The organism is Burkholderia sp. Bp8963, from assembly GCF_003854275.1.
GTDB lineage: Bacteria > Pseudomonadota > Gammaproteobacteria > Burkholderiales > Burkholderiaceae > Burkholderia.
Genome location: NZ_QTQP01000027.1, coordinates 79,256 through 102,076 on the forward strand (window position 1 = coordinate 79,256; position 22,821 = coordinate 102,076).

The window sequence follows — 22,821 nt, forward strand, 5'->3', positions numbered from 1 at the left end:
ATTCTAAGCCGGGCGCCGCCGCTGATTGATGATGATGTCCGATGCGACTCAGAGGTCGCCGCGATGGATGCCGTTCATGCGCCGACCAGCGCGCGCGTCGTGAAGAACAGCACGGACGGCCCGAGCAGGCAGCCGACGCCCGTATGGAACGTCGCGACGAGCGCACCGTACGGCACGAGCCGCCGGTCGGTCGCGGCGAGGCCCGCGCTCACGCCGCTCACGGTGCCCGCGAGGCCGCCGAAGATCATCGCGGCGCGCGGCGTCCTGAGCCCCATGAAGTTCGCGGCGAGTGGCGTGCCGACCATCACGATGATCGCCTTCACGAGCCCCGTCGCGATGCTGAGCGCGATCACGTCCGAACTCGCGCCGATCGCAGCACCCGTGACGGGCCCGACGATGTAGGTGACGGCGCCCGCGCCGATCGTCGTCATGCTGACCGCGTCGGTATAGCCGAACGCGCGCGCGACGCACGCGCCGACGATGAACGGCAGCACGGTGCCGAGCAACAGCGACAGCACGCCGACGAGCCCGGCCTTCCTCGCCTCGGTCGGCTGCACTTCGAATGCGGTCGCGACGATCGCGAAATCGCGCAGCATCGCGCCGCCCATCAGGCCGACGCCGGCGAACAGCGGCACATCGGCGATCCCTTTCTCGCCGCCGGTGAACGCGCCGCCGACATACGCGAGCGCAAGGCCGATCACGATCGCGATCGCCGAGCCGTGCACGCGGCCGAACGTCAGCTTGTGCGACACGATCGACGCGATCCACATGATCAGGCCGACGAGCGCGAACGACGCGACAAGGCCGTTATGGGCGACGGTTTTTTCGAGCATCTGCAGCATCGCGGCCTCCGGTCACTGTTCTTCGAATTGCGGCACGCCGGCGAACGCCGTGTCGTCGCGGCCGGTGCGTGCGAGCACCGCGATGCAGCCCGCGCAGATCACGGCCGCGCCGATCGCGGCGAGCAGCGCGACGGGCCCGCCCTTCAGCGCGGCGAGCACGTTCTGGTTCGCGGCCATCGCGACGACCACCGGGATATACATCGCGCCCCAGAAGCCGACGCCTGCTTCGGTTTCCTTCGGCAGCCAGCCGCGGCCGTGCAGCCACAGGCGCAGGCCGATCAGCAGCAGCATCGCGATGCCGACGCCGCCGACGTTGGTCTTCACACCGATCGCGGTGCCGAGCAGGTCGCCGAGAAACAGTCCGGCGAGATGGCAGAACGCGAGCAAGGCGGTTCCGTAGATGATCACGAGTCGTCTCCTGTGTCTACCGCGGCGGTGCGCCGCGGCCCCGGCGGCTCGTCGTGCGAGCGCATTCTCGGGCGGTCGATGGGATGATGCGGTTTCGGGTCCGCGCCCGGATGCCGTAGACTGCCCGAAGCAGCTGCCGGCGCGGTGCGGCGCGGGCTTCGAGTCGCGCGCGCCGCACCGGGGCGTGAGCCGATACTAGCGCCGCAAAATCCGGTCATTTATGAAGTTGTCGAAACCGATTCAGTGGGTTTAGCAATGCGTCCGTTACCGCCCGAGCTGCTGCGCAGCTTCGTCGCCGTCGCCCAGTCCGGCAGTTTCACCGCCGCGTCCGAGCGCGTGAACCTGTCGCAGTCCACCGTCAGCCAGCACATCCGCCGCCTCGAGGAGCTGCTCGACCGCCCGCTGTTCGAGCGCGACACCCGCAACGTGCGCCTGTCGCAGCACGGCGACGCGCTGTTCCGCTACGCGGTGCGCATCCTCGAGCTGATGGACGAGGCCGTCACGTCGGTATGCGGCCCGCCGCTGTCGGGCAAGGTGCGGCTCGCGATGTCGGAGGATTTCGCGTCGGCCCACCTGACGGCCGCGCTCGCGAGCTTCGTGCAGCGCAACCCGGAGGTCGAGCTCGCGATCGCGACCGGGCTGTCCGGCGACCTGTTCGACGCGCTCGACGAAGGCCGGCATGACCTCGTGTTCGCGAAGCGGATCGCCGGCAGCCGGCGCGGGCGCGTGATCCGCAGCGAGCCGCTTTACTGGTGCACGGGCCCCGATTCGCGGATCACCGGCCACGAGGCCGTGCTGCCGCTCGCGATGCATCCGGAGCCGAGCGTGTCGCGGCGCCGGGTGCTCGAAACGCTCGACGCGATCGGCCGGCCGTACCGGATCGCGGTGGTCAGCAGCAGCGTTGCTGTGCTGCGCGCGGCGGCCAGCGCGGGGCTCGGGGTCAGCGCGTTCGCGGGCTATGTGATCCCGGCCGGGCTCGCGCGGCTCGATGCGGGGCTGCCCGAGCTCGGCGAGCTCGAATACGTGATCGACCGCCCGGCCGCCGCGTCGCGCTCGACGCTCGCGCTGGAGGCGACACTGATTGCGGCGGCGGCGGATTTGTAAACGCGCCCGCGGGGTCGCATCGCGCTTGCCGGGTGGGATTCGCCGGGTGGGATTCGCCGGGTGGGATCGCAACAACATCACGCGTCGCGCCTGCATGCTGGCGGCGCTGCCCGAAACGCGTCAGCGTCCGCGCAGCACCCGCTCGCGACAATGGGACCCACGGAACACGCGGCACGCTGCCGCGCATGTCCGACCCCGTCCCATTCATCGGAGCGCACCATGAACGTCATGCGACTCGTCGTCGCGGCCGCCACAGCCGCGATGCTGTCCCCCGCCTTTGCACAGACCGACTCTGCACCGCCCGTGCAGGGCAAGACGCGCGCGGAAGTCGTCGCGGAACTGAACCAGGCTTATCTCGACGGCGACCTGCCGACGACCGACAGCGACTATCCGCCGAGCGACGCGACCCGCGCGCGCAACCGCGAGCTGCTGCACGCGGTGCAACCTGCGTGGGCCGCGCAGACGCAGCAGCCGTCGCCGCAACAGTAGACACGCCGGGCAAAGGCCAGCCCGGCGTGCCCGCGCCCGGTCAGGGCAGGAAGCTGCGCCGCCGCGCGTCGATCAGTGCGACGAGCAGCCGGTTGCGCTCGGCGGCGAGGTCGTGCATCGAATGCTCGCCCTGGATCGCGCGGAGTTCGTCGATCAGCTTGCGGTCGACGTCCGGATCGAACGACGGCGTGCCGAGATCGTTCCACCAGCTCGCCATCGGGCCCGACAGATGCTCGAGAAAGTGCGCGATCCCGCCCGCGCCGCCGCCGAGGTGATAGGTCAGGCACTGCCCCATCAGCGCCCAGCGCAAACCGGGGCCCCACGCGACTGCCTTGTCCGCATCGGCGACGCTCACGACGCCCTCGCCGACGAGGTGATACACCTCACGAAACAGCGCCGCCGCGAGCCGGTTCGCGACGTGGCCCGCCATCTCCTTGTTGAGGACGATGGTCTCCTTGCCGAGCCCGTCGTAGAACGCCTTCGCGCGCGCGATCGCGTCCTTGCCGGTCGCCGCGCCGCCGACCAGCTCGACAAGCGGAATCAGGTGCGGCGGATTGAACGGATGGGCGATCAGGCAGCGTTCCGGATGTTTTGCGCACGCGGTCTGGATATCGGACATCTTGAGGCCCGACGAGCTCGATGCGATCAGCACGTGCGCGGGCAGCACGTCGTCCATCTGCCGGTACAGTTCGCGCTTCAGGTCGAGCCGCTCGGGGCCGTTCTCCTGCACGAAATCGACGCCGTCGAGCGCACGCGCGAGATCGGCGTCGAATGTGAGACGCTGCGTCAGCGCCGCGGCTTCGTCGCCGAGGAACGCAGCGAGCGCGTCGCGCAATCGCGCGTCGGCCTGCGGCGCGGGGTCGGTCGCGACGACGTCGAATCCATTCGACAGGTAGAAGGCCGCCCAGCTCGCGCCGATCACGCCGGCGCCGACGATCGCGATACGTCGGATGTGCGTGCTTATGTCCGTGCTCATGTCCGCTTCATCTCCGTTTCTTCTCGTGAATGTCGCGGCGATTGTCGCATCGAATCACGCGGCGGCGGCGGCGCGCCGCCGACGTTCAGCGGCCTGCGCTCAGCGGCCCGACACATCGGCCGCACGCTTCACCTTCGCGCGCCGCGCCAGCATGTTCATGCCCTCGACGAACGCCGAGAACGCCATCGCCGCGTAGATATAGCCCTTCGGCACGTGCGTCCCGAAGCCTTCGGCGATCAGCGTCATGCCGATCACGACGAGGAACGACAGCGCGAGCATCACGACGGTCGGGTTGCGGTCGATGAAGCGCGCGAGCGGCTGCGCGGCGAACAGCATCACGGTCACGGCGGCGATCACCGCGACGAACATGATCGGAATGTGCTCGGTCATGCCGATCGCGGTCACGATGCTGTCGATCGAGAACACGATGTCGAGCATCAGGATCTGGCCGACCGCCGCCCACATCGTCAGGCCGCCTGCGCCGTTCGACGCGCCGGCGTCGCTGCCGTCGCGCAACACGTGATGATGCATTTCGGTGGTCGCCTTCCACACGAGGAACAGGCCGCCCGACAGCAGGATCATGTCGCGCCACGAGAACGCATGGTCGAACAGCGAGAACACGGGCTCGGTCAGGCGCGCGATCCACGCGACGGTGCCAAGCAGCGCGAGCCGCATCACGAGCGCGAGGCCGATGCCGAGCCGCTGCGTGCGCGCGCGCTGCGCTTCCGGCAGCTTGTTGCTGAGGATCGAGATGAAGATCAGGTTGTCGATGCCGAGCACGACTTCCATCACGACGAGCGTCAGGAGCGCCGCCCACACGGCGGGATCGGCAGCGAGCGTCAGCAGGTAGTCCATGAATTTTTGTGAACAGAGGTGGAAAGCCCGATGATCGCCTCACCTGTGCTTCGAAAAAATCAGTGACAATCTGATTTTTGGTTCGGTTTTTCCGAAGTGACGCGCCAATGCTGAATTTCCGACATCTGTTCTACTTCTGGGTCGTCGTGAAGGAAGGCGGCTTCGCGCGCGCGGCCGAGCGGCTCGACATGGCCGTGCAGACCATCAGCGCGCAGGTGCGCGAGCTCGAAAAAGCACTCGGGCACCAATTGCTGAAGCCGGCCGGCCGCGGTGTCGCGATGACCGACGCGGGCCAGGCTGCGTACGCGCGCGCAGAGGAGATCTTCGAGATCGGACGGCTGATTCCCGACGAGGTGCGCGCCGCCGCGAGCCAGCCGACGGTGCGGCTCGCGGTCGGCCTGTCGGACGGCATCTCGAAGCTGGCCGCCCATGCAATCCTCGCGCCAGTGCTCGACACGCCCGCGCTCAGGCTGCTATGTCACGAAGGCGAGCACGATGCGCTGCTCGCCGAGCTCGCGCTGCATCATCTCGATCTCGTGCTGGCGGGCCAGGGCGCGCCGCCCAACGCGAACCTGCGCGTGACGAGCGAGCGGCTCGTCGCGTCGCCCGTCGACTGGTACGGGCCGGCGGCGCTCGTCACGCAAGCCGCGCGGCAGCACTTTCCGCAGTGTCTCGCCGAGCTGCCGCTGTTGCTGCCGACCGCGCATTCCGCGCTGCGCGCGCGCCTCGACCGTTGGCTGGAATCGGCGCGCATCGTGCCCCGCATTGCCGGAGAATTCGAGGACAGTGCGCTGATGGCCGTGTTCGCGGCGCGCGGCCTCGGCGTGTTTCCGCTGAGCGAGCTGGGCGCGAACGACGCGTCGCTGCTGCGGGGCCTGCGGCGGCTCGGGCGCGCCGGCGACGTGACCGAGGAGATCCACGCGATCCGCTCGCGGCGCGGCGAACGTCATCCGCTGACCGCGCAATTGCTTGCGGTCGCGCGCGATTCGTCGGCCGGCTGAAAAGAACGCGCCATCAAACGAAACTATAATAACGCCCCGGCCTTGCGAGATTGCCTCGCGCCCACCCGCCGGCCGCGCCCATGCGCGGCGGCATCGATCCGACCTTCGCGCAACGCGCGCAGTCCAGGCGCGGCATCCAGCCGAGCCTATTGAAAGACGCCATGCACAACCGATTTCGCCTGTTTTCCGTTTCGTGCGCGCTCGCGGCCGCGACCGTGCTGGCGGCGTGCTCGTCGCCGCCCAAGCCGATCTACCAGCAGGAACAGTTCGACGCGACGAGCAGCCCGTACGCCCACTCGTTCCACGCGAAATCCGACGCGACCTGCGAGGCCGCGCGCCGCGCGCTGCTGAGCCAGGGCTACGTCGCGACGTCGTCCCGTTCCGATGCGGTCGACGGCAGCAAGAATTTCCAGCCGAACAACGACATGCACGTGGTGATCGAATTCCACGTCGTGTGCGCGGACGCGAACGCGGACGGCACGTCGAGCATCGCATACGTGAACGCGGTGCAGGATCGCTACACGCTGAAGAAGTCGAACACGTCGGCGAGCGTCGGTCTCAGCGTGTTCGGCTCGCTGTCGCTGCCGATCGGCTCCAGCGACGACGCGCTCGTCAAGACCGCGAGCGAGACGATTCCGGCCGGCGTGTTCTACGAACGCTTCTTCAACCTCGTCGACCACTTTCTCAAGATCGATCCGACCCACCGCGACCGCGCGACCGTGAAGGCCGCGGAGAAGGAGCCCGTCACGCCGCTGCCCGAGCCCGCGCCGACGCCGCAGGGCGAACCGATGAAGATGACGACGCCGATCGTGCCGACGCCGCCCGCACCGCCCGTGCCGAACCCCGTCACCGCGCCGGGGTCGGGTACGACGGTCGCGCCGGCGGCCGCGGCATCTGCCGTCGCCGTGCCGTCGGCACGGGCCGCTGCCGTACCGGCGCCGGCCTCGGGCGCCGCCGCGATTCCGGTCTCGGCGTCGGCACCGGCTGCCGTGGGGTCCGCGCCGGCGTCGGGTGCGAAGCCAGCCGCCAATCCGGCCGCTAATCCGGCCGCGAACTCGGCCCCAACCCCGGCCACCTCACCGGCCACCTCGCCGGCTGCCACCCCGGCGTCCACGCCGATCGCAGCGCCCGCAGCAGCGCCAACGACCGCGCCGGGTTCCGTTCATGCACCGGCGCCCCCGGCGGCAGCGCCTGCGTCCGCTCCTGCGCCGGCGGCTGCTCCCGCTCCGGCGCCGGCCTCGGCCGCCGCGCCCGCATCCGCCCCCGTTTCGGGGCCCGTTTCGGGGCCCGTTTCGGGGCCCGTTTCGGGGCCCGCGGCCGCTCCTGCTGCCGCTACTGCCGCTACTGCCCCTGCCACCACGCCCGCATCGGCCGGCGCGCCTGCACCCGCCACCGGAACCGCGGCCGCACCGGTATCGATCGCGCCAGCCGACATCGCGCCAGCCCCCGCGTCCGGCGACCTCATCCAGGCCGCCGCACCGATTCCGGCCGGCGCAAGCGCCGCATACTAAGCTTCATCCGACCGACGCCCTGCCACGAGCGAAACACCCGCCTTCAACGCAGCCGCTCGTGCCACGACTGCAGATTCCCGACCGTGGCCGTCACGCCGCCGCAGACGATCACCGCCATGCTCGACACGGCGGCCAGTGCCGGCACCGGTTCGTCGAGCGCGGCCAGCGCGGCGCCGCACGCGGGCTCGACGACGATCCGGTGCTCATCGAGAAACCGTAGCGACGCCGCCACCGCCGCTGCGTCGGACACGACGACGTTGTAGATCGCGTGCCGCGTCACCCACTCGACGGCCGCATCACACGGGCGCTTCGCGCCGAGCGACGTGGCGACACTCGTGATCTCCGGCAGCTCGACCGGCCGCCCCTGCGCGACCGACCGCGCGTAGCTGTCGGCCCCCACGGTCTCGACCGCGATGACGGGCACGTCGGCCCAGCCGTTGCGCGCCAGGCCTTCCAGCACGCCGCACAGCAGACCGCCACCGCCAACCGCGAGCACGATCGCGCCGGGCTTCGGTCTGGCCGCCGCCATCTCGTCGATCATCGTCGCGTGCCCGTGCCACAGCACCGGATCGTCGAACGGGTGTACGAACGCGTCGTGCGGACCGACGATCGATTGCGCGTAGGCGTTCGCTTCGGCCCACGACGCGCCGCGCACGACCAGTTCCGCACCCTCGCCAAGGATCAGGTCCCGTGCACGCGCGGACGTGCTCTCCGGCACGACGACGGTCACCGGCACGCCCAGTTCGCGCCCACACCACGCGACCGCGATGCCCGCATTGCCGCCCGACGACGACACGAAGCGTCGCGCGCCGGCTGCGCGCCGCGCGTCGCAAACCGCGCCGATGCCGCGCAGCTTGAACGAACCGGACGGCTGCATCGCCTCGATCTTGAGCAGGACATCCTTGCCGAGCCGGCGGGAAAGCGTCTGCGAACGGATATACGGAGTCTGGATGTGGAGTGGCATGGGACGACGCATGAAGGACAGGACGACCGGCCGCGGCTCGCGCGGGCCGGCAATGGAAGCGTTCATCGTACGCCGCGCCTACCATGCCTTCCAATACCATTGGATGCCGTTTGCTATGCTTTGTGGGTATATCAACCCGACAGGAATGGCCGCGCATGCGACAGGTCGAATTGCGTCATCTGCGGTACTTCGTGGCGGTCGCCGAGGCCGGCAGCGTAATGGCGGGCGCGCGAGCGGTCGGGATCGTCCAGCCCGCGCTGTCCCGCCAGATCCGCGAGCTCGAGGACGCGATCGGCACCCCGCTGCTGGTCCGCCGCGCGACCGGCGTCGCGCTCACGGCGGCCGGTGCGAGCTTCCTGCAGGATGCGCAGCGTATGCTCGCGGACCTGCACGACAGCCGCGAGCGCGCGTTGCGCAGCGCGGCCGGCGAACTCGGCGAGCTGCGTCTCGGCGTGCTGCCGAACTACCTGCCGTTACCGGTCGTATCGAACGTACTCAAGGCGTTCCGGGATGCGTGTCCGCACGTGAAGCTGACGATCGCACCGATGCTGTCGGCCGAGCAGGCGGCGGCCATCGCGCGCGGCCAGCTCGACGGCGGGATCATGGCATGGCGCCACGACGAGGCGCCGCATCTGTCGGGCGTGCGGCTGCTGCGCGATCGCTTCGTGCTCGCGATGCCCGCGACGCCGGGCAGCCGCTTCTACGTACCGAGCGAGCTAACAGCGCTCGCGGACGAACCGTTCGTCTGGTTCGATCCGCAGCGGTCCGCCGCACATCACCGGTTCCTGATCGATCAATGCAGGCGCGCGGGCTTCACGCCGCGCATCGCACAGGTCGGCAGCGACATCCCGACGCTGATCGGGCTGGTCGCGGCCGGCATGGGCTGCGCGTTCGTGCCGGAAAGCGCGTCGCCGGCGTGTCCGGACACGGTGCGGCTCGTCGCGCTCGACGCGCTGGCCGACCGCTTCGACGTCGAGTTCGTGTTCGACGGCGCCACGGTCTCGCCAGTGGTACGGCAGTTCCTCGCCGCGCTGCGCGCCGCGGGCCACGCGTGACGCGGCCGGACGCGCGGGGCCGCGCGTCCGCGGAGTCACCAGGACTGCCCGGTCCGCCCGCGCGATCGCACACCGACAAGCGCCGCCGTCAACTGACGAACATCATCATCAGGTGCCGCAGCATTTCGGGGATCTCCTGCACGACGTGCCGGACATCCACCCCCGACACGTAGAGCAGCACCGACATCGGGGCCAGCCACAACAGCGCAACCACGAATTCCCTCATTCTCGTTCTCCCGACGGCGAGGCGACGCCCCCGACATTGCGTCACCGCCGAAATTGCCCCGAATGCTGGTATCCGTTCTGTTCGATCGTGCCGGCGCCCGGACCTGCGCCGGCATGCGTGTCAATGTCTGTTGCTCGCTGCCGCGCTGCGCTGACGCGGTTGTGCCGTACCACGATTCGATGCCGCCCGATTGCGCCGTTCCGGGCCTGTGAGGCCTGTGCGGATTGCAAGGACGACCGCAGTCGCAACCGTCCGCTGTTCGGACACGCCGAACCGGCACATGCCATGGCATGCGCCGCTCGAACCTTTTTCATACACGTTGATCGTGAGCAGATTCCGTGCCATAGGGCCGGAACTCAGCATCGAAGCGCATCATCCGCCCCGCCCGCCCGGTGCCACTGATCGGCGCCGGCCATTCCGTTTCCTGCATGAAACAAATGACCGCTCGCGTCGTGACGGAACGCCCCGCGGCAGCACCCAACCGCGGCGGATGGCAGCGGACCGCGCACGCTCCCCCAATCCCGGCGGGCGTTCCTGACAAACCTGACATTGGCCGCGCACCATGACGGCGCGGACCGCGGATGCCGTAAGCTTTCCGAAACGTTGCATGAACGAAACGTAAGCGATCTCGACGCGGTCGGCCGCGTCCCGGCCGACGCCGTTCGCCATTCATGACAACTGGCCATCCAGCACCAGTCGAGTGGAATAGACGCCAAAAACTGCCGTTTAACGTCGTTTGAAATCGTGACAAGTCGAAATATACTTCGCGCGCATCCAACCCTCGTGCCAAAGAGCGGGTGCATTTTGCGCCTCGGTTACGACCCCCTCGTGACCGAGGCTTTTTTCGTCTGCGTCCTTACGGCGAACCACTCACCTCTCACCGCCGAAGCCGCCAAAGAACGCGCGCGCATTCGCGACGAGACTGTCGAGGTGATACCCGCCTTCCTGCACGATCACCGTCGGCAGCCCGAGCGCACCGATCGCGTCGCCGAGCCGTCGGAACCCGTCGGTCGTGACCGCGACCTGCGATTGCGGATCCTCCTTGTAGATGTCGAAGCCGAGCGCAAGCACGAGCGCATCGGGCTGGAACCGCGCGAGCGCGCGCAGCGCGTCGTCGAGCCGTTCGAAGAACGCCGCTTCCGGCGCGCCGTGCGGCATCGGCAGGTTCAGGTTGAAGCCGTCACCCGCGCCCGTGCCCGTCTCTTCCTCATAGCCCGCGACGACCGGATAGAAGTTGGTCGGGTCGCCGTGGATCGACACGTACAGCACGTCGTCACGGCCGTAGAAGATCTCCTGAACGCCCTGCCCGTGATGCATGTCGGTATCGAGGATCGCAACCCGCCGATGCCGGCCGCGCAGCGCCTGAGCGGCGATCGCCGCATTGTTCAGGTAACAGAAGCCGCCCGCCGCGTCGCGCCGTGCGTGGTGACCAGGCGGGCGGCACAGCGCGTATGCGGCGCGCGCGCCGTCGTTCACGTCCGCCGCAGCCGCCAGCGCGTCCTGCGCCGACCAGTACGCGGCCCGCCACGTGTTCGCGCCGACCGGGCAACTGCCGTCGGCCAGATAGCGCGCCGCCTTCGCGAGCACGCCGCGCAGCGGGTTCGGATCGCGCACGTAGATGTTCGACATCACTTCGTCGCCCCAATCATCGGGCATCCGCTTCCAGTCGCGATGCGCGTCCTCGAGAAAGCGCAGGTAGTTCATGTCGTGCACGGCCGCGATCGGCGCCGTGCCACGATCGGCCGGTTCGCACACGTCGAACTCGAGCGCGCGGACCGCCGCGACAAGACGCGCCGCGCGCTCGGGCACCTCCTGCGGCGCACGCATCCGGCCGCGCGACAGGTAGGTGCGCGGATGGTGCAGCAACTGTTCGGGGTGGAAATAGGTTTTCATCCGGGGTCCTCGGTCGGTTGTTCTGTCATGCGCTGTGTGCGGTGCCGACGGACCGCGCCGCACGGTGCGACACCCCTCCTTTATCGGCGAGCGCCAATCATTAGTCAAATTTCAAGTTATTATTCTCCGTATAAATTCAGCTAATGCACAGACCGACGTTCCGCCCGGAGACAAGATGCGCGCCGACCTCGCCCCCTTCCTGAACGACCGTCTCGACTGGAACCTGCTGCGCACCTACCTCGTGATCATGCAGGAGCGCAGCGTGAGCCGCGCGGCGGCGCGCCTGCACGTGACGCAGCCGGCGGTCAGCCAGGCGCTGCGGCGGCTCGAGGACGCGCTCGAGCGCCGGCTGATCGAGCGCCGCGGCCCGCATTTCGCGCCGACGCCAGCGGGCGAAGCGGTCTACCGGATCGCCAGCGATATCTACGGGGGCATCTCGCGCCTCGAGACCGAGCTCGACGACCGCACGGCCGACCTCACGGGCTCGATCCGCCTGTTGTCCGTGAGCCGCATCGAATCGCCCGTCTACGACGAATTCCTCGCCGAGTTCCATCGCGCGTATCCGCGCATCGACCTGCAGATCGAGGTGATGCGTTCGTCGGACATTCAGTCGTCGCTGCTGCAGAAGACCGCGACCGCGGGCCTCGGCCTGTGCCGCACGCGTCACGACAAGCTCGAGATGCGCTGCTTCCTGCGTCAGCGCTATGCGATCTATTGCGGCCGCCATCACCGGCTGTTCGGGCAGACGCAGTTGCGGATGGAAGACCTGCTTGCGGAGAACTTCGTGTCGTTCACGAGCGACCAGATCGGCGACAGCCTGTCGCCGCTGACCGTGTTCCGCGATCAGAAGGGATTTACCGGACGCATCGTTGCGTCGTCGCCGAGCCTCGACGAGGTGCGGCGGCTGATCTTCGCCGGCTACGGCATCGGCTGCCTGCCGGAGCACATCGTGCGCGACGACATCGCGCAGCAGCGGCTGTGGCGCCTGCCGCCGGACGACGGGCTCGTCGACGTCGACGTGTTCCTGCTGTGGCATCGCGACCGCAAGATGAACGCGGCCGAGCAGGCGTTTCTCGATGCGATGGAGCGGTGCATGCAGCGCTACGCGCTCGCGGAGCGGCTGGGGAAGTAATGCGGTTGCGCTCGCGTCGCGGGCGCGGCGCGCGACGGGACAGGATGGGACGGCTCCGGGCGCACAGCCCGGAGCCGCCGCACCATCAGAAGCGATGCACGATGCCAAGCTGCACGCCACGGGCATTCGCGCCCGGATAGGCGAGCGGCAAGCCCGGGTTCGCCGCACCGGCGAGGGTATAGCCGGCCTGGTTGCGGTTGCGCAGGTACGACAGCGCGCCGTAGAAGCTGGTGCGCTTCGACAGGTCGTACTCGTACATCAGGCCAACCTGATCTGCGTTGTTGCCCTGCGACGCCTGGTCGTGCAGATACGCGTAGCCAAGCGCCACGTAGTTCGCCGGGTTCAGCTGGTATTTCACCGACAGCCCGTAGACCCGCGAGTCGACGCCGAGGTCGTCCCACTTCACCGCCGAGAAGCCGCCATAAACGGTCGCCTTGCCGATCGCATAGGACGCGCCGGCCATGATCGTGCGGTCCGTCGTCGCGGTGGCGTTCTTCAGCCATTGGCCGGCGACGAACGCGGCGAACGGCCCGTGCTCGTAGGTCACGTCGAACTGCTGGCTCGATCCGGCGGAGCGCACGCCGCCCGCGTCGCCGAACCCGAAATACACGCCCGCCTGGAAGCCGGCGATCTCGGGGCTCTGGTACGACACGGTATTGCTCGTGCGGAACGCGAAGACCGTCAGGTTGTCCATGCCGGACGCCTGCGTGACGCCACCGAACGCGTCCTGCCCGCCCTGGTCGTTGAACAGCGGCGAGTTCTGGCGGCCCGCGCGCACCTTGCCCCACTGCCCCGCGATGCCGACCCACGCCTGCCTGCTGAACAGGCTTCCTGATTTCGCAAGCGAACCGTCGTTCGGGTTGAAGCCGTTTTCCAGCGCGAACTCGATCTTCTGTCCGCCGCCGATATCTTCCCCACCCTTCACGCCGAAGCGGCTGCCCCACTGCCCGCCCGAACCGATTGCCGCCGTGTAGCCGTTGCCGGTGTTCACATACTGCGCGAACTCGTCGATCACGCCGTACAGCGTGACGCCATCCTGCGCGCGCGCCGCGCCCGAGCACGCGAGGACGGCAGCCGCGCACGCGCAAGGAACGCCGATGCGCGCGAACGGCTGGCTGAACGACGGCACACGATTCATCATTAATTTAGTCATACTATTTATTTGAAGAGACAGCACTGCGCCGGGACGACACCGGTGTGCCGTCCTGCGGTCAGAGAAATATGGGAGAGCGGCCTATGCGCATTGCATTGCATCGCATCGAAGCGATGCAATGCGCACCGTCGCGCGGTGCGGCCGGCCGGATCGGGCTGCTCCGCGCGCGGCGCGGAGCGTGCATCGTCAGTTCTTGAGTTCGCCGCCCTCGAACGGCAGGATCAGCCGTTCGGGAATGCTCCGGCGCGACACGCGCGCACCAACGTAATACAGGATCGCCGGAACGACGAGGCCGAGGATCCACGAGATGTCGGTGCCGCCGAGCGCGTCGACGAGCGGCCCCGTGTAGATGTGGGTCGACATGAACGGCAGCTGCACGAGGATGCCGACCACGTAGATCGTGATCGCCATCACGTTCCAGCGGCCGTAGCGGCCGTCGGGATCGGACAGCGCCGGCACATCGTAGCGGGACTTCGTGAAGCAGTAGTAGTCGACGAGGTTGATCGCGCTCCACGGCGTGAAGAACGCGAGCAGGAACAGGATGAACGCGGTGAATTCCTTCAGGAACGAGTGGCGGCCTGCGAGCGCGATCAGCGTCGATACGCAGATCATCCCGAAGATGTACACGAGACGGCTCTTCGACGACACGGCGCCCTTGCCGCGGAAGCCGCTGATGATCGTCGCCATCGACATGAAGCTGCCGTACGCGTTGAGCGCCGTCACGGTCACCTTGCCGAACGCGATGCTGAAATACAGCAGCGCGGCCACGGCGCCCGTCGAGCCGAGCCCCACGATATAGGCGACTTCGTGATGCGCGAACTGCTTGCCAGCGAGCGCCGCGGCGAACACGCCGAACACCATCGCCGCCTGCGCGCCGATCACCGAACCGAGGCCCACCGCGACGAACGTCGCGAACGACGACGTCGAACGCGGCAGGTAGCGCGAGTAGTCGGCCACATACGGCCCGAACGCGATCTGCCACGACGCGGACAGCGACATCGACAGCAGGAAGCTCGCGAGCGAGAAGTGCCGGTTCGCGAGCAGCGCGCCGACGTCGTGGTTCGCGAACAGCTGCGAGAACATGTAGACGAACGCGACGATGCCGATCACGCTGGCGATGCGGCCGACAGCGTGGATCGCGCGATAGCCGAACACGGTCAGCACGACGATCACGGCGGCGAACAGCAGGATGCCGGCCGCGTCGTCGACGTGCAGCAACTGCGCGACGGCCTGCCCTGCCAGCACCGAGCCGCTCGCGGAGAAGCCGATGTACATCAGGCAGACGAGCACGATCGGGATCATCGCGCCATACACGCCGAACTGCACGCGGCTCGAGATCATCTGCGGCAGGCCGAGCTGAGGCCCCTGCGCGCCGTGCAGCGCCATCACGGCGCCGCCGATCAGTTGCCCGATCAGGAGCGCGAGCAGCGACCAGAACACGTCGCCGCCGAGCACGACCGCCAATGCGCCGGTCACGATCGCCGTGATCTGCATGTTGGCGGACAGCCACAGCGTGAACTGGCTGAGCAGCCCGCCGTGGCGTTCCGAATCGGGGATGAAATCGATCGAGCGGACCTCGATCAGGCCTCCGCCGGCTTTTCCACTGGAATTCGTTGACACGAGGAAATCTCCAAATTGCTTAGGATCACAAATGTATCCATCGATACGGGGCGCGTGCCGAGCCGCCTTTAGTGGCTCGTCGGAGTGGAATGCCGTGGATCGCCGGCAAGCGCCAGGCACGCACGGTCAGCACGCTGGCGCGCAATCGGCACGGCTCGTGCCGATATTGCCTGCGGATCATCTTGTATATACAACTTCGAGGATATTGGTGATTACCCGAGATCGGCTAATTTTCGAATTTGTCTGATTAATTCGCGCTACGAAGTTGGACATCGTCCGATGCTTAGGAATCCGCTTGCTGAAAGCCGGGAGCAATCCGGCCCGCTCGCCGCTACTTCGGATTCGGCTCGGCCGCCAGGTCGTCGGCCGGCAGCAGTTGCAGCATGAGGCGCGCGGCCTCGACGTTGGTCGTGTGCAGCCATTCGTCGTAGTCGTCGCCGCGCAGGATCACGACGCCCCGCTTCTCGTCGCCGGGCCGGTGCATCCGCGCAAACACGGGGTGCCCGTCCGCGTTGACCGTCAGCATCGACATGCCGATCAGCGGCCGGCCGTCGTCGCCTTCGTAGCGCCGCCAGATGCCGGCCACGCAGCAGGTGCCCCAATCGGCGAGGCCGATCCGGTGCCACACGTTACGGCCCGTCTCGTAGCACGGCTCGCAGATCCAGCGCGCCGGGATCAGGCAGCGCTGCCCGTCGCGCCACGCCTTGCCGTACAGCCGCGAGGTGCCGACCGTCTCGGCGCGCGCGTTCATCGTGTCGAGCTTCTTCTTTTTCCTGCCGTTTTCGTCGACCCGCTCGGGCTGCATGAACTTCGGCCAGAAACCGAACACGGCCTTGACCACCGCAAGGCCGTCGCCCTGCGCGCATGCGATCGGCGCCGCGTAGTCCGGATACACGTCCGGCTCCCACGGATCGCGGCGAAACAGGTCGCCGATGCCGATCTTCAGTTCGCTGATGCCCGGATCTTCGTCCGGCGCGCGGTAGTTGGTGCACACGGCGGCAACCTGCGATGAGACGGGATCCTTTCATCGTAGGACATGGCGCGTCGGTGGTTGGCGCAAAAAACCGGATCGAGGCAGCGCCAGGCAAGCAACCGAACCGGCGGACATCGGCTACACACGCAAACGTGTCGGCAAGCTTTCACGGCAATCGCCGTGCTCGACGCCTGGCGGCTTCCCCGACGCAGCGATGGCGGAGCCGCCGGCCGGCGCCGCGCTATCGGCCGCCCGGCACGTCGTCGGCTTCGTCCGCGTCGGCCGGAAACCGGTGCTGGCCGAAACGCAGGATCAGCACGCCGACGGCGAGCAGCACGATGCCGAGCGTCGTCATCAGCATGTGCTCGGGGCTGTCCGTCACGCCACGCAGGATCAGGTCCCGCGCGAGCGACGTCATCGCGATGTACAGCGGGAAACGCACGGGCAACCGCCCGAGGCGCAGGTAGCGCACCGTCATCGCGAGCACTTCCAGATACAGGAACATCAGCAGCAGATCGGTCAGCGACACCTGCCCCGCGACGACGACCTTCCATGCCTCCTGAGCCATCGCGAACGTCGTCGCGAGGCCGATCAGCACGAGCCCGGCGAGTTCAGCCGCGTGCAGGAAGCCGTCGAAGCGCCGGCGCAGGCGCTCCGCCGCGTTGAGCATGGAACGGGAGGTGTTCACTGTATTCAAGGTGATCGGCTGCGTGAAAGTGGAATCTGGAAATTGAATCGGTCGGCGCGGAACGCGGCTGCGGCCCCACGCGTATCCGGACGACGTCGAAGCGCTTGAACGGATGCCGTGACGTGGCGCCCGCCCACCGCTAATCTATTCGTTGTCCAAATAATCTGACAGTGCATCACGCGTGGTTTCGTCGATCGCCTGCTCGACCGCGCCGACATGAACACCCATCGCTTCAAGCAGCTTGATCGTGATGCCTCTCGTCGGATGGCCGGGCGGTCCTAATCTAATGCACGCGGCGCGGTCGCATCAAGAGCACAGATCAGGAGCACAGCTGTTGCCAGCGGGTGGGGTCGGCCATTGACGGAGCGCAGAATCGGATAACAGATCGGCCCGACGTGTTCCAAAGACGCACCGAAGCTGCTAGATTGCTTGCGCAACGATGTATTTCGGCAGGCGCCGCGCGCAGCGTGGCGACGCGCGACGTACTGTGCCGCTGCGGCATCGCGACGCAGCAGCGGGCCACGGCGGCGCACACGCGACGGACCGCACGCGCTGTGCGACGGCCGCGCCTGTCACAAGAGAGCACGGCAACCCATGACACACTCGTCCGATCCGTTTTCGCGATGCATCGTTTCGATGACTCGCGTATCGAATCGGCGTAACCAACCGGCATGCCCCGATGCAGACCAACCCACCGTCCCCGCAGAACGTCCATAGTCCCCCTACCCGCAACGCGATCTTCCTCGTTGCGACCATCAACCCCGGCGTCGACCACGCGGACATGGTCCGCGCATGGTGCGGCGACATCGCCGCGCTCGTCCGCTCGGTCGGCAAGCGCGTGCCGGCCGGCAATCTGTCGTGCGTGTGCGGCTTCGGCGCCGACGCGTGGGATGCGCTGTTCGGTACGCCGCGGCCCGCGGCGCTGCACCCGTTCCGCGAATTCGGCACGGGCCAGCGCGTCGCGGTCGCGACGCCCGGCGACATCCTGCTGCACATCCGCGCCGACGCGACGGATCTGTGCTTCGAACTCGCGACCCAGCTCGTCGGCCGCCTCGGCGACGCGGTGAAGATCGTCGACGAAGTACACGGCTTTCGCTATTTCGACCAGCGCGCGATGATCGGCTTCGTCGACGGCACCGAGAACCCGTCCGGGCGCGAAGCGGCCGACTTCACGGTGATCGGTGACGAGGATGCCGAATTCGCGGGCGGCAGCTACGTGATCGTGCAGAAATACCTGCACGACATGGCCGGCTGGAACGCGCTGTCGGTCGAGACGCAGGAACGCATCATCGGCCGCACCAAGCTGTCCGACATCGAGCTCGACGCGGCGGTCAAGCCGTCGTCGTCGCACAGCTCGCTGACGACGCTCGTCGAGAACGGCGAGGAAGTGAAAATCTTGCGCGACAACATGCCGTTCGGCCGCCCCGGCGCGGGCGAATTCGGCACCTACTTCATCGGCTACGCGCGCTCGCCCGCACCGATCGAACAGATGCTCGAGAACATGTTCGTCGGCCGTCCGCCCGGCAATTACGACCGCCTGCTCGATTACAGCCGCGCGGTGACGGGCTCGCTGTTCTTCGTGCCGTCGGCCGACCTGCTCGATGCGCTTGCGACACGCGCCGCGCCGGCCGCCAATGCCGACAATCTCGCCCCGGCGGCCTCCCCGTCGACCGAGCCGCCTGTGGACGGCTCGCTGAAAATCGGCTCGCTCAAAGGAACCCACTCGTATGAATAACCTGCATCGCGAACTCGCTCCGATCTCGACCGCCGCGTGGTCGCAGATCGAAGAGGAAGTAGCCCGCACCTTCAAGCGCTCGGTTGCGGGCCGGCGCGTCGTCGACGTCGTCGGGCCGGACGGCATCGAGCTGTCTGGCGTCGGCACGGGCCACTTGCGCGACATCGCCGCGCCGCGCGAGCACGTCGGCGCAAAGCTGCGCGAGGTCAAGGCGCTCGTCGAGTTCACCGTGCCATTCGAGCTGCGGCGCGAGGCGATCGACGCGGTCGAGCGCGGCGCGCGCGACGCCGACTGGCAGCCGGCGAAGGACGCCGCGCAGCGGCTCGCGTTCGTCGAGGACAGCGCGATCTTCGACGGCTATGCGGCCGCCGGCATCGTCGGGATTCGCGAAGCGACATCGAACCGCAAGATCGCGCTGCCCGCCGATGTGCGCGCCTATCCGGGCGCGATCGGCGAAGCACTGGAGGCACTGCGGCTCGCGGGCGTCGACGGCCCCTATTCCGTGCTGCTTGGCGCGGATGCTTACACGGCGCTCGGCGAAGCACGCGAACAGGGCTATCCGGTCATCGACCACCTGAAGCGCATCGTCAACGGCGAGATCGTCTGGGCGCCCGCGATCAGCGGCGGCTGCGTGCTGTCGACGCGCGGCGGCGACTTCGCATTGCACCTTGGCGAAGACGTGTCGATCGGCTATCACAGTCATACCGGCGACGTCGTTCGGCTGTACCTGCGCGAAACGCTCACGTTCCTGATGCTGACGAGCGAGGCATCGGTCGCGGTGGCCGCTCAGCCGCCGGCAGCCTGACGCAACGGTCCGGCGCCGCGGCGCCGGCCTCCCTCACCCCGCCACGCCCTCATCCTCCACCCCGCCCCCGCGTCGCCCATAAGCGCGCGCCTGCCTGAATCCGTTCGTCTGACGACGTGACGCAAGTCGCGCACGTCGCGCACGTCCCGCATGTCCTTCACGCGTGCATGACAAACGCATGTCCGTCTGTACTCCTCGCATTCGCGCGACACGCGCGCGCAGGGGTGCAATTCCTCGTCGCGATGGCATCGAACTGTGCCTTGGACAGCGCCTGTCGATCCGCTATTTTTGGATGCAGTCAACGTGATGCGAAGGGCGCCTCGAAGCATCAGCGCTCCCGTCGGACATCGACCTCTTTACTGACAGGAGTCATCCACAATGCCCGCACTTTGCGATATCTGCCATGCCCGCCCCGCCGTGGCGCGCGCCACGGTGACGCAGAACGGCGAGCGCAAGTCGATTTCGATCTGCGACTACCACTACCGTCAGCTGATGCGGCACCAGAGCATGCTCAATCCGTTCGACACGCTGCTCGGTGGAGGAAGCGACCTGTCGCACTTCTTCGGCGGCTTCGGCGACGAAGGTCACGACGACGGCCATCTCGCGGCGGAACTGCCGCGCGAATCGGTCGACGCGACCGACGCGTTCAGCGAACAGACCCTCGAACTGCTGCAGCGCGCGGCCGAAAAGGCGCACGAACTGCGCCGCACGGAGCTCGATACCGAGCACCTGCTGTACGTGCTCGCCGATACCGACGTCTGCGCCGCGCTGCTGAAAGAGCTGAAGCTGTCGCCGGACGACATCAGGCGCTACATCGACGAACACGCGCAGACCGGCACCGCGGACCCCGACGCACCCGTCGACCGGATGACGATCTCGCCGCGCGTGAAGAAGGCGATCCAGTTCGCGTTCCAGGCGTCGCGCGATCTCGGTCACTCGTATATCGGGCCCGAGCATCTGCTGATCGGCCTCGCGGCCGTGCCCGACAGCATCGCGGGCGCGCTGCTGAAGAAATACGGCGTGACGCCCGAGGCGCTGCGCCAGAAGGTCGTGAAGGTCGTCGGCAAGGGTGCGGAAGACGGCCGCATCGATACGCCGACCGGCACGCCCAATCTCGACAAGTTCGGCCGCGATCTCACCGCGCTCGCGCGCCAGGGCAAGCTCGACCCGGTGCTCGGCCGCGCGCAGGAAATCGAGAGCACGATCGAGGTGCTCGCGCGGCGCAAGAAGAACAATCCGGTGCTGATCGGCGAACCGGGCGTCGGCAAGACGGCGATCGTCGAAGGCCTCGCGCAGCGGATCGTCAACGGCGACGTGCCCGAAGTGCTGCGCAACAAGCGGCTCGTCGAGGTGAACATCAACTCGATGGTGGCCGGCGCGAAATACCGCGGCGAATTCGAGGAACGCGCGAAGCAGTTGATCGACGAAGTGACCGCGAAGCAGGACGAGCTGGTGCTGTTCATCGACGAACTGCACACGATCGTCGGCGCGGGACAAGGCGGCGGCGAAGGCGGCCTCGATATCGCGAACGTGCTGAAGCCGGCGCTCGCGCGCGGCGAGCTGAGCCTGATCGGCGCGACGACGCTCAACGAATACCAGAAGTACATCGAAAAGGACGCAGCGCTCGAGCGGCGCTTCCAGCCGGTGCTCGTGCCCGAGCCGAGCGTCGAGCAGACGATCGTGATCCTGCGCGGGCTGCGCGACAAGCTCGAAGCGCATCACCAGGTGACCTTCACCGACGACGCGTTCGTCGCGGCCGCCGAATTCGCGGACCGCTACATCACGTCGCGCTTCCTGCCCGACAAGGCGATCGACCTGATCGACCAGGCCGCCGCGCGCGTGCGGATCGGCTCGACGTCGCGGCCGGCCGCGATCCAGGAGCTCGAGGCAGAGCTCGCGCAACTGAAGCGCGAACAGGACTACGCATCGTCGCGCAAGCGCTTCGACGAGGCGAAGCGCTTCGAGGAACGCATCGCCGACAAGCAGACGCAGCTCGACGAGCAGATGGAAGCATGGCAGCGCAAGACCGGCTCGGAAACCCTCGAGGTGACGGTCGCGTCGGTCGCCGACGTGGTGTCGCGCCTGACCGGCATTCCCGTCTCCGAGCTGACGCAGGAAGAGCGTCAGAAGCTGCTGCAGATGGAAGCGCGGCTGCGCGAGCGCGTCGTCGGCCAGGCTGACGCGGTGGTTGCGGTCAGCGACGCGGTGCGGCTGTCGCGCGCGGGCCTCGGCCACACGCACCGGCCGATCGCGACGTTCCTGTTCCTCGGGCCGACCGGCGTCGGCAAGACCGAGCTCGCGAAGGCGCTCGCCGAAACCGTGTTCGGCGACGAACAGGCGATCGTCCGCATCGACATGTCCGAATACATGGAACGGCACGCGGTCGCGCGGCTGATCGGCGCGCCGCCCGGCTACGTCGGCTACGACGAAGGCGGCCAGCTCACCGAGCGCGTGCGGCGGCGGCCGTACAGCGTGATCCTGCTCGACGAGATCGAGAAGGCGCACCCGGACGTCTACAACGTCCTGCTGCAGGTGTTCGACGATGGCCGGCTCACCGACGGCAAGGGCCGCGTCGTCGACTTCAGCAACACGATCCTGATCGCGACCAGCAACCTCGGCGCGGCGATCATCATGGACAACCTGACGCAGCCCGACGCCGCGCGCAAGACCGACAAGGCGATCAAGGGCGAACTGATGCAGGTGCTCAAGGGCCACTTCCGCCCCGAGTTCCTGAACCGGATCGACGAGATCATCGTGTTCGACGCGCTGTCGAAGGACGACATCCGCGCGATCGTGAAGATCCAGCTCGACCGCGTGATCCGCACCGCGGCCGCGCAGGACATCACGCTCACGTTCGGCGATGCACTCGTCGATCATCTCGCCGACGTCGGCCACCAGCCCGAATTCGGCGCACGCGAATTGAAGCGCCAGATCCGCCAGATCATCGAGACGCGCCTTGCGAAGGAGATTCTCGGCGACACGCTGAAATCGGGCGACCGCGTCGAGATCGACTACGACAAGGCCAGCGACGTCGTCACATTCAACAAGCTGTCGCCGGCGCAGGATGCGTCGAAGGACGGCAAGGCCGCCGACGACGCCAACGCATCGGGTGACACGTCGGGCGACGGTCATGTAGCGGCCGAAGCGGCCGGCGATCTGCCGTCAGACATCAGGGACGCGGCCGCGAAAGCGCCGGCCCGCAAGACGTCGCGCGCGAAATCGTCCGGCGACAAGAAGGAAGCGCGGTAGCGCGACCGTCCGCAACCCGGACGGCCGCGCATACCGCGCGCCACCGGCGCCGCCCTGCTCGCGCGGGACGGCGCCGCATGCAGCCGCGACGCGGCATAACCCGAGCCCGGATCCGGCGTGTCCGGCACGGCTCACGGAGCAT

20 protein-coding genes are annotated in these 22,821 nt (G+C 67.8%); 9 read left to right on the top strand and 11 right to left on the bottom strand.

Features of this window, described 5'->3' with window-relative positions:
• Positions 1–74: 74 nt before the first annotated feature.
• A complete protein-coding gene (gene madM, locus DID96_RS22355; protein ID WP_124601441.1) occupies positions 75–842 on the bottom strand; it encodes a malonate transporter subunit MadM in 768 nt (255 codons plus the stop codon).
• A gap of 12 nt (positions 843–854) precedes the next feature.
• Positions 855–1,250, bottom strand: coding sequence for a malonate transporter subunit MadL (gene madL, locus DID96_RS22360; protein WP_124601442.1), 396 nt, complete (start codon positions 1,248–1,250; stop codon positions 855–857).
• Between the two features lie 255 nt (positions 1,251–1,505).
• Here madL and DID96_RS22365 point away from each other — a divergent pair, with 255 nt between their 5' ends.
• Positions 1,506–2,354 carry a LysR substrate-binding domain-containing protein gene (locus tag DID96_RS22365; protein WP_124601443.1) on the top strand — a complete coding sequence of 283 codons (849 nt, stop codon included), beginning with the start codon at positions 1,506–1,508 and terminating at the stop codon, positions 2,352–2,354.
• Between the two features lie 219 nt (positions 2,355–2,573).
• Positions 2,574–2,843: a DUF4148 domain-containing protein gene (locus DID96_RS22370; protein WP_124601444.1), complete on the top strand. Its 270-nt coding sequence runs from the start codon at positions 2,574–2,576 to the stop codon at positions 2,841–2,843.
• Between the two features lie 40 nt (positions 2,844–2,883).
• Here the strand turns inward: DID96_RS22370 and DID96_RS22375 are convergent, their stop codons facing one another.
• Together DID96_RS22375 and DID96_RS22380 are read right to left on the bottom strand one after the other, a co-directional pair.
• Positions 2,884–3,819, bottom strand: coding sequence for a 3-hydroxyacyl-CoA dehydrogenase NAD-binding domain-containing protein (locus DID96_RS22375; RefSeq protein ID WP_124601445.1), 936 nt, complete (start codon positions 3,817–3,819; stop codon positions 2,884–2,886).
• A gap of 99 nt (positions 3,820–3,918) precedes the next feature.
• Complete coding sequence (locus tag DID96_RS22380) at positions 3,919–4,674, bottom strand: TerC family protein (RefSeq protein WP_124601446.1); 756 nt, start codon at positions 4,672–4,674, stop codon at positions 3,919–3,921.
• A 107-nt stretch (positions 4,675–4,781) separates the two neighbouring features.
• Here DID96_RS22380 and DID96_RS22385 point away from each other — a divergent pair, with 107 nt between their 5' ends.
• Together DID96_RS22385 and DID96_RS22390 are read left to right on the top strand one after the other, a co-directional pair.
• Positions 4,782–5,675, top strand: coding sequence for a LysR family transcriptional regulator (locus tag DID96_RS22385; protein WP_124601447.1), 894 nt, complete (start codon positions 4,782–4,784; stop codon positions 5,673–5,675).
• A gap of 161 nt (positions 5,676–5,836) precedes the next feature.
• Positions 5,837–7,186, top strand: a complete 1,350-nt coding sequence (locus DID96_RS22390) for a DUF2242 domain-containing protein (protein WP_124601448.1) — start codon at positions 5,837–5,839, stop codon at positions 7,184–7,186.
• A gap of 43 nt (positions 7,187–7,229) precedes the next feature.
• Here the strand turns inward: DID96_RS22390 and DID96_RS22395 are convergent, their stop codons facing one another.
• A complete protein-coding gene (locus DID96_RS22395) occupies positions 7,230–8,150 on the bottom strand; it encodes a pyridoxal-phosphate dependent enzyme (RefSeq protein ID WP_124601449.1) in 921 nt (306 codons plus the stop codon).
• A 155-nt stretch (positions 8,151–8,305) separates the two neighbouring features.
• Here DID96_RS22395 and DID96_RS22400 point away from each other — a divergent pair, with 155 nt between their 5' ends.
• A complete protein-coding gene (locus DID96_RS22400) occupies positions 8,306–9,205 on the top strand; it encodes a LysR family transcriptional regulator (RefSeq protein WP_124601450.1) in 900 nt (299 codons plus the stop codon).
• 88 nt (positions 9,206–9,293) lie between these two features.
• On the opposite strand, the gene DID96_RS38395 is transcribed toward DID96_RS22400, so the two are convergent.
• Both DID96_RS38395 and DID96_RS22405 read right to left on the bottom strand, forming a co-directional pair.
• The gene (locus tag DID96_RS38395) at positions 9,294–9,431 is read right to left on the bottom strand and encodes a hypothetical protein (RefSeq protein ID WP_185732329.1); all 138 of its coding nucleotides are present in this window, start codon (positions 9,429–9,431) and stop codon (positions 9,294–9,296) included.
• Between the two features lie 870 nt (positions 9,432–10,301).
• Positions 10,302–11,324 carry a histone deacetylase family protein gene (locus DID96_RS22405; protein ID WP_124601451.1) on the bottom strand — a complete coding sequence of 341 codons (1,023 nt, stop codon included), beginning with the start codon at positions 11,322–11,324 and terminating at the stop codon, positions 10,302–10,304.
• 175 nt (positions 11,325–11,499) lie between these two features.
• Between DID96_RS22405 and DID96_RS22415 the strand changes: the two genes are divergently transcribed.
• The gene (locus DID96_RS22415) at positions 11,500–12,456 is read left to right on the top strand and encodes a LysR family transcriptional regulator (RefSeq protein WP_124601453.1); all 957 of its coding nucleotides are present in this window, start codon (positions 11,500–11,502) and stop codon (positions 12,454–12,456) included.
• Positions 12,457–12,541: 85 nt separating this feature from the next.
• On the opposite strand, the gene DID96_RS22420 is transcribed toward DID96_RS22415, so the two are convergent.
• From DID96_RS22420 to DID96_RS22440, 4 genes are all read right to left on the bottom strand, one after another.
• Positions 12,542–13,594: a porin gene (locus tag DID96_RS22420; RefSeq protein ID WP_260463976.1), complete on the bottom strand. Its 1,053-nt coding sequence runs from the start codon at positions 13,592–13,594 to the stop codon at positions 12,542–12,544.
• A gap of 201 nt (positions 13,595–13,795) precedes the next feature.
• Positions 13,796–15,229 (bottom strand): cytosine permease, encoded by a 1,434-nt coding sequence (locus DID96_RS22425; RefSeq protein ID WP_124601455.1) that lies wholly within the window; start codon positions 15,227–15,229, stop codon positions 13,796–13,798.
• Positions 15,230–15,560: 331 nt separating this feature from the next.
• Complete coding sequence (locus DID96_RS22435; protein WP_124601456.1) at positions 15,561–16,223, bottom strand: SOS response-associated peptidase family protein; 663 nt, start codon at positions 16,221–16,223, stop codon at positions 15,561–15,563.
• A 220-nt stretch (positions 16,224–16,443) separates the two neighbouring features.
• A complete protein-coding gene (locus DID96_RS22440; RefSeq protein WP_124601473.1) occupies positions 16,444–16,872 on the bottom strand; it encodes a phosphate-starvation-inducible protein PsiE in 429 nt (142 codons plus the stop codon).
• Positions 16,873–17,569: 697 nt separating this feature from the next.
• Between DID96_RS22440 and DID96_RS22445 the strand changes: the two genes are divergently transcribed.
• The 3 genes from DID96_RS22445 to DID96_RS22455 all read left to right on the top strand — a co-directional run bounded on the left by DID96_RS22445 (position 17,570) and on the right by DID96_RS22455 (position 22,679).
• The gene (locus DID96_RS22445; RefSeq protein ID WP_124601457.1) at positions 17,570–18,625 is read left to right on the top strand and encodes a Dyp-type peroxidase; all 1,056 of its coding nucleotides are present in this window, start codon (positions 17,570–17,572) and stop codon (positions 18,623–18,625) included.
• Complete coding sequence (locus DID96_RS22450; RefSeq protein ID WP_124601458.1) at positions 18,618–19,430, top strand: family 1 encapsulin nanocompartment shell protein; 813 nt, start codon at positions 18,618–18,620, stop codon at positions 19,428–19,430. The genes DID96_RS22445 and DID96_RS22450 overlap by 8 nt, the downstream gene beginning before the upstream one ends.
• Positions 19,431–19,808: 378 nt before the next feature.
• Complete coding sequence (locus DID96_RS22455) at positions 19,809–22,679, top strand: AAA family ATPase (RefSeq protein ID WP_124601459.1); 2,871 nt, start codon at positions 19,809–19,811, stop codon at positions 22,677–22,679.
• Positions 22,680–22,821 lie beyond the last annotated feature (142 nt).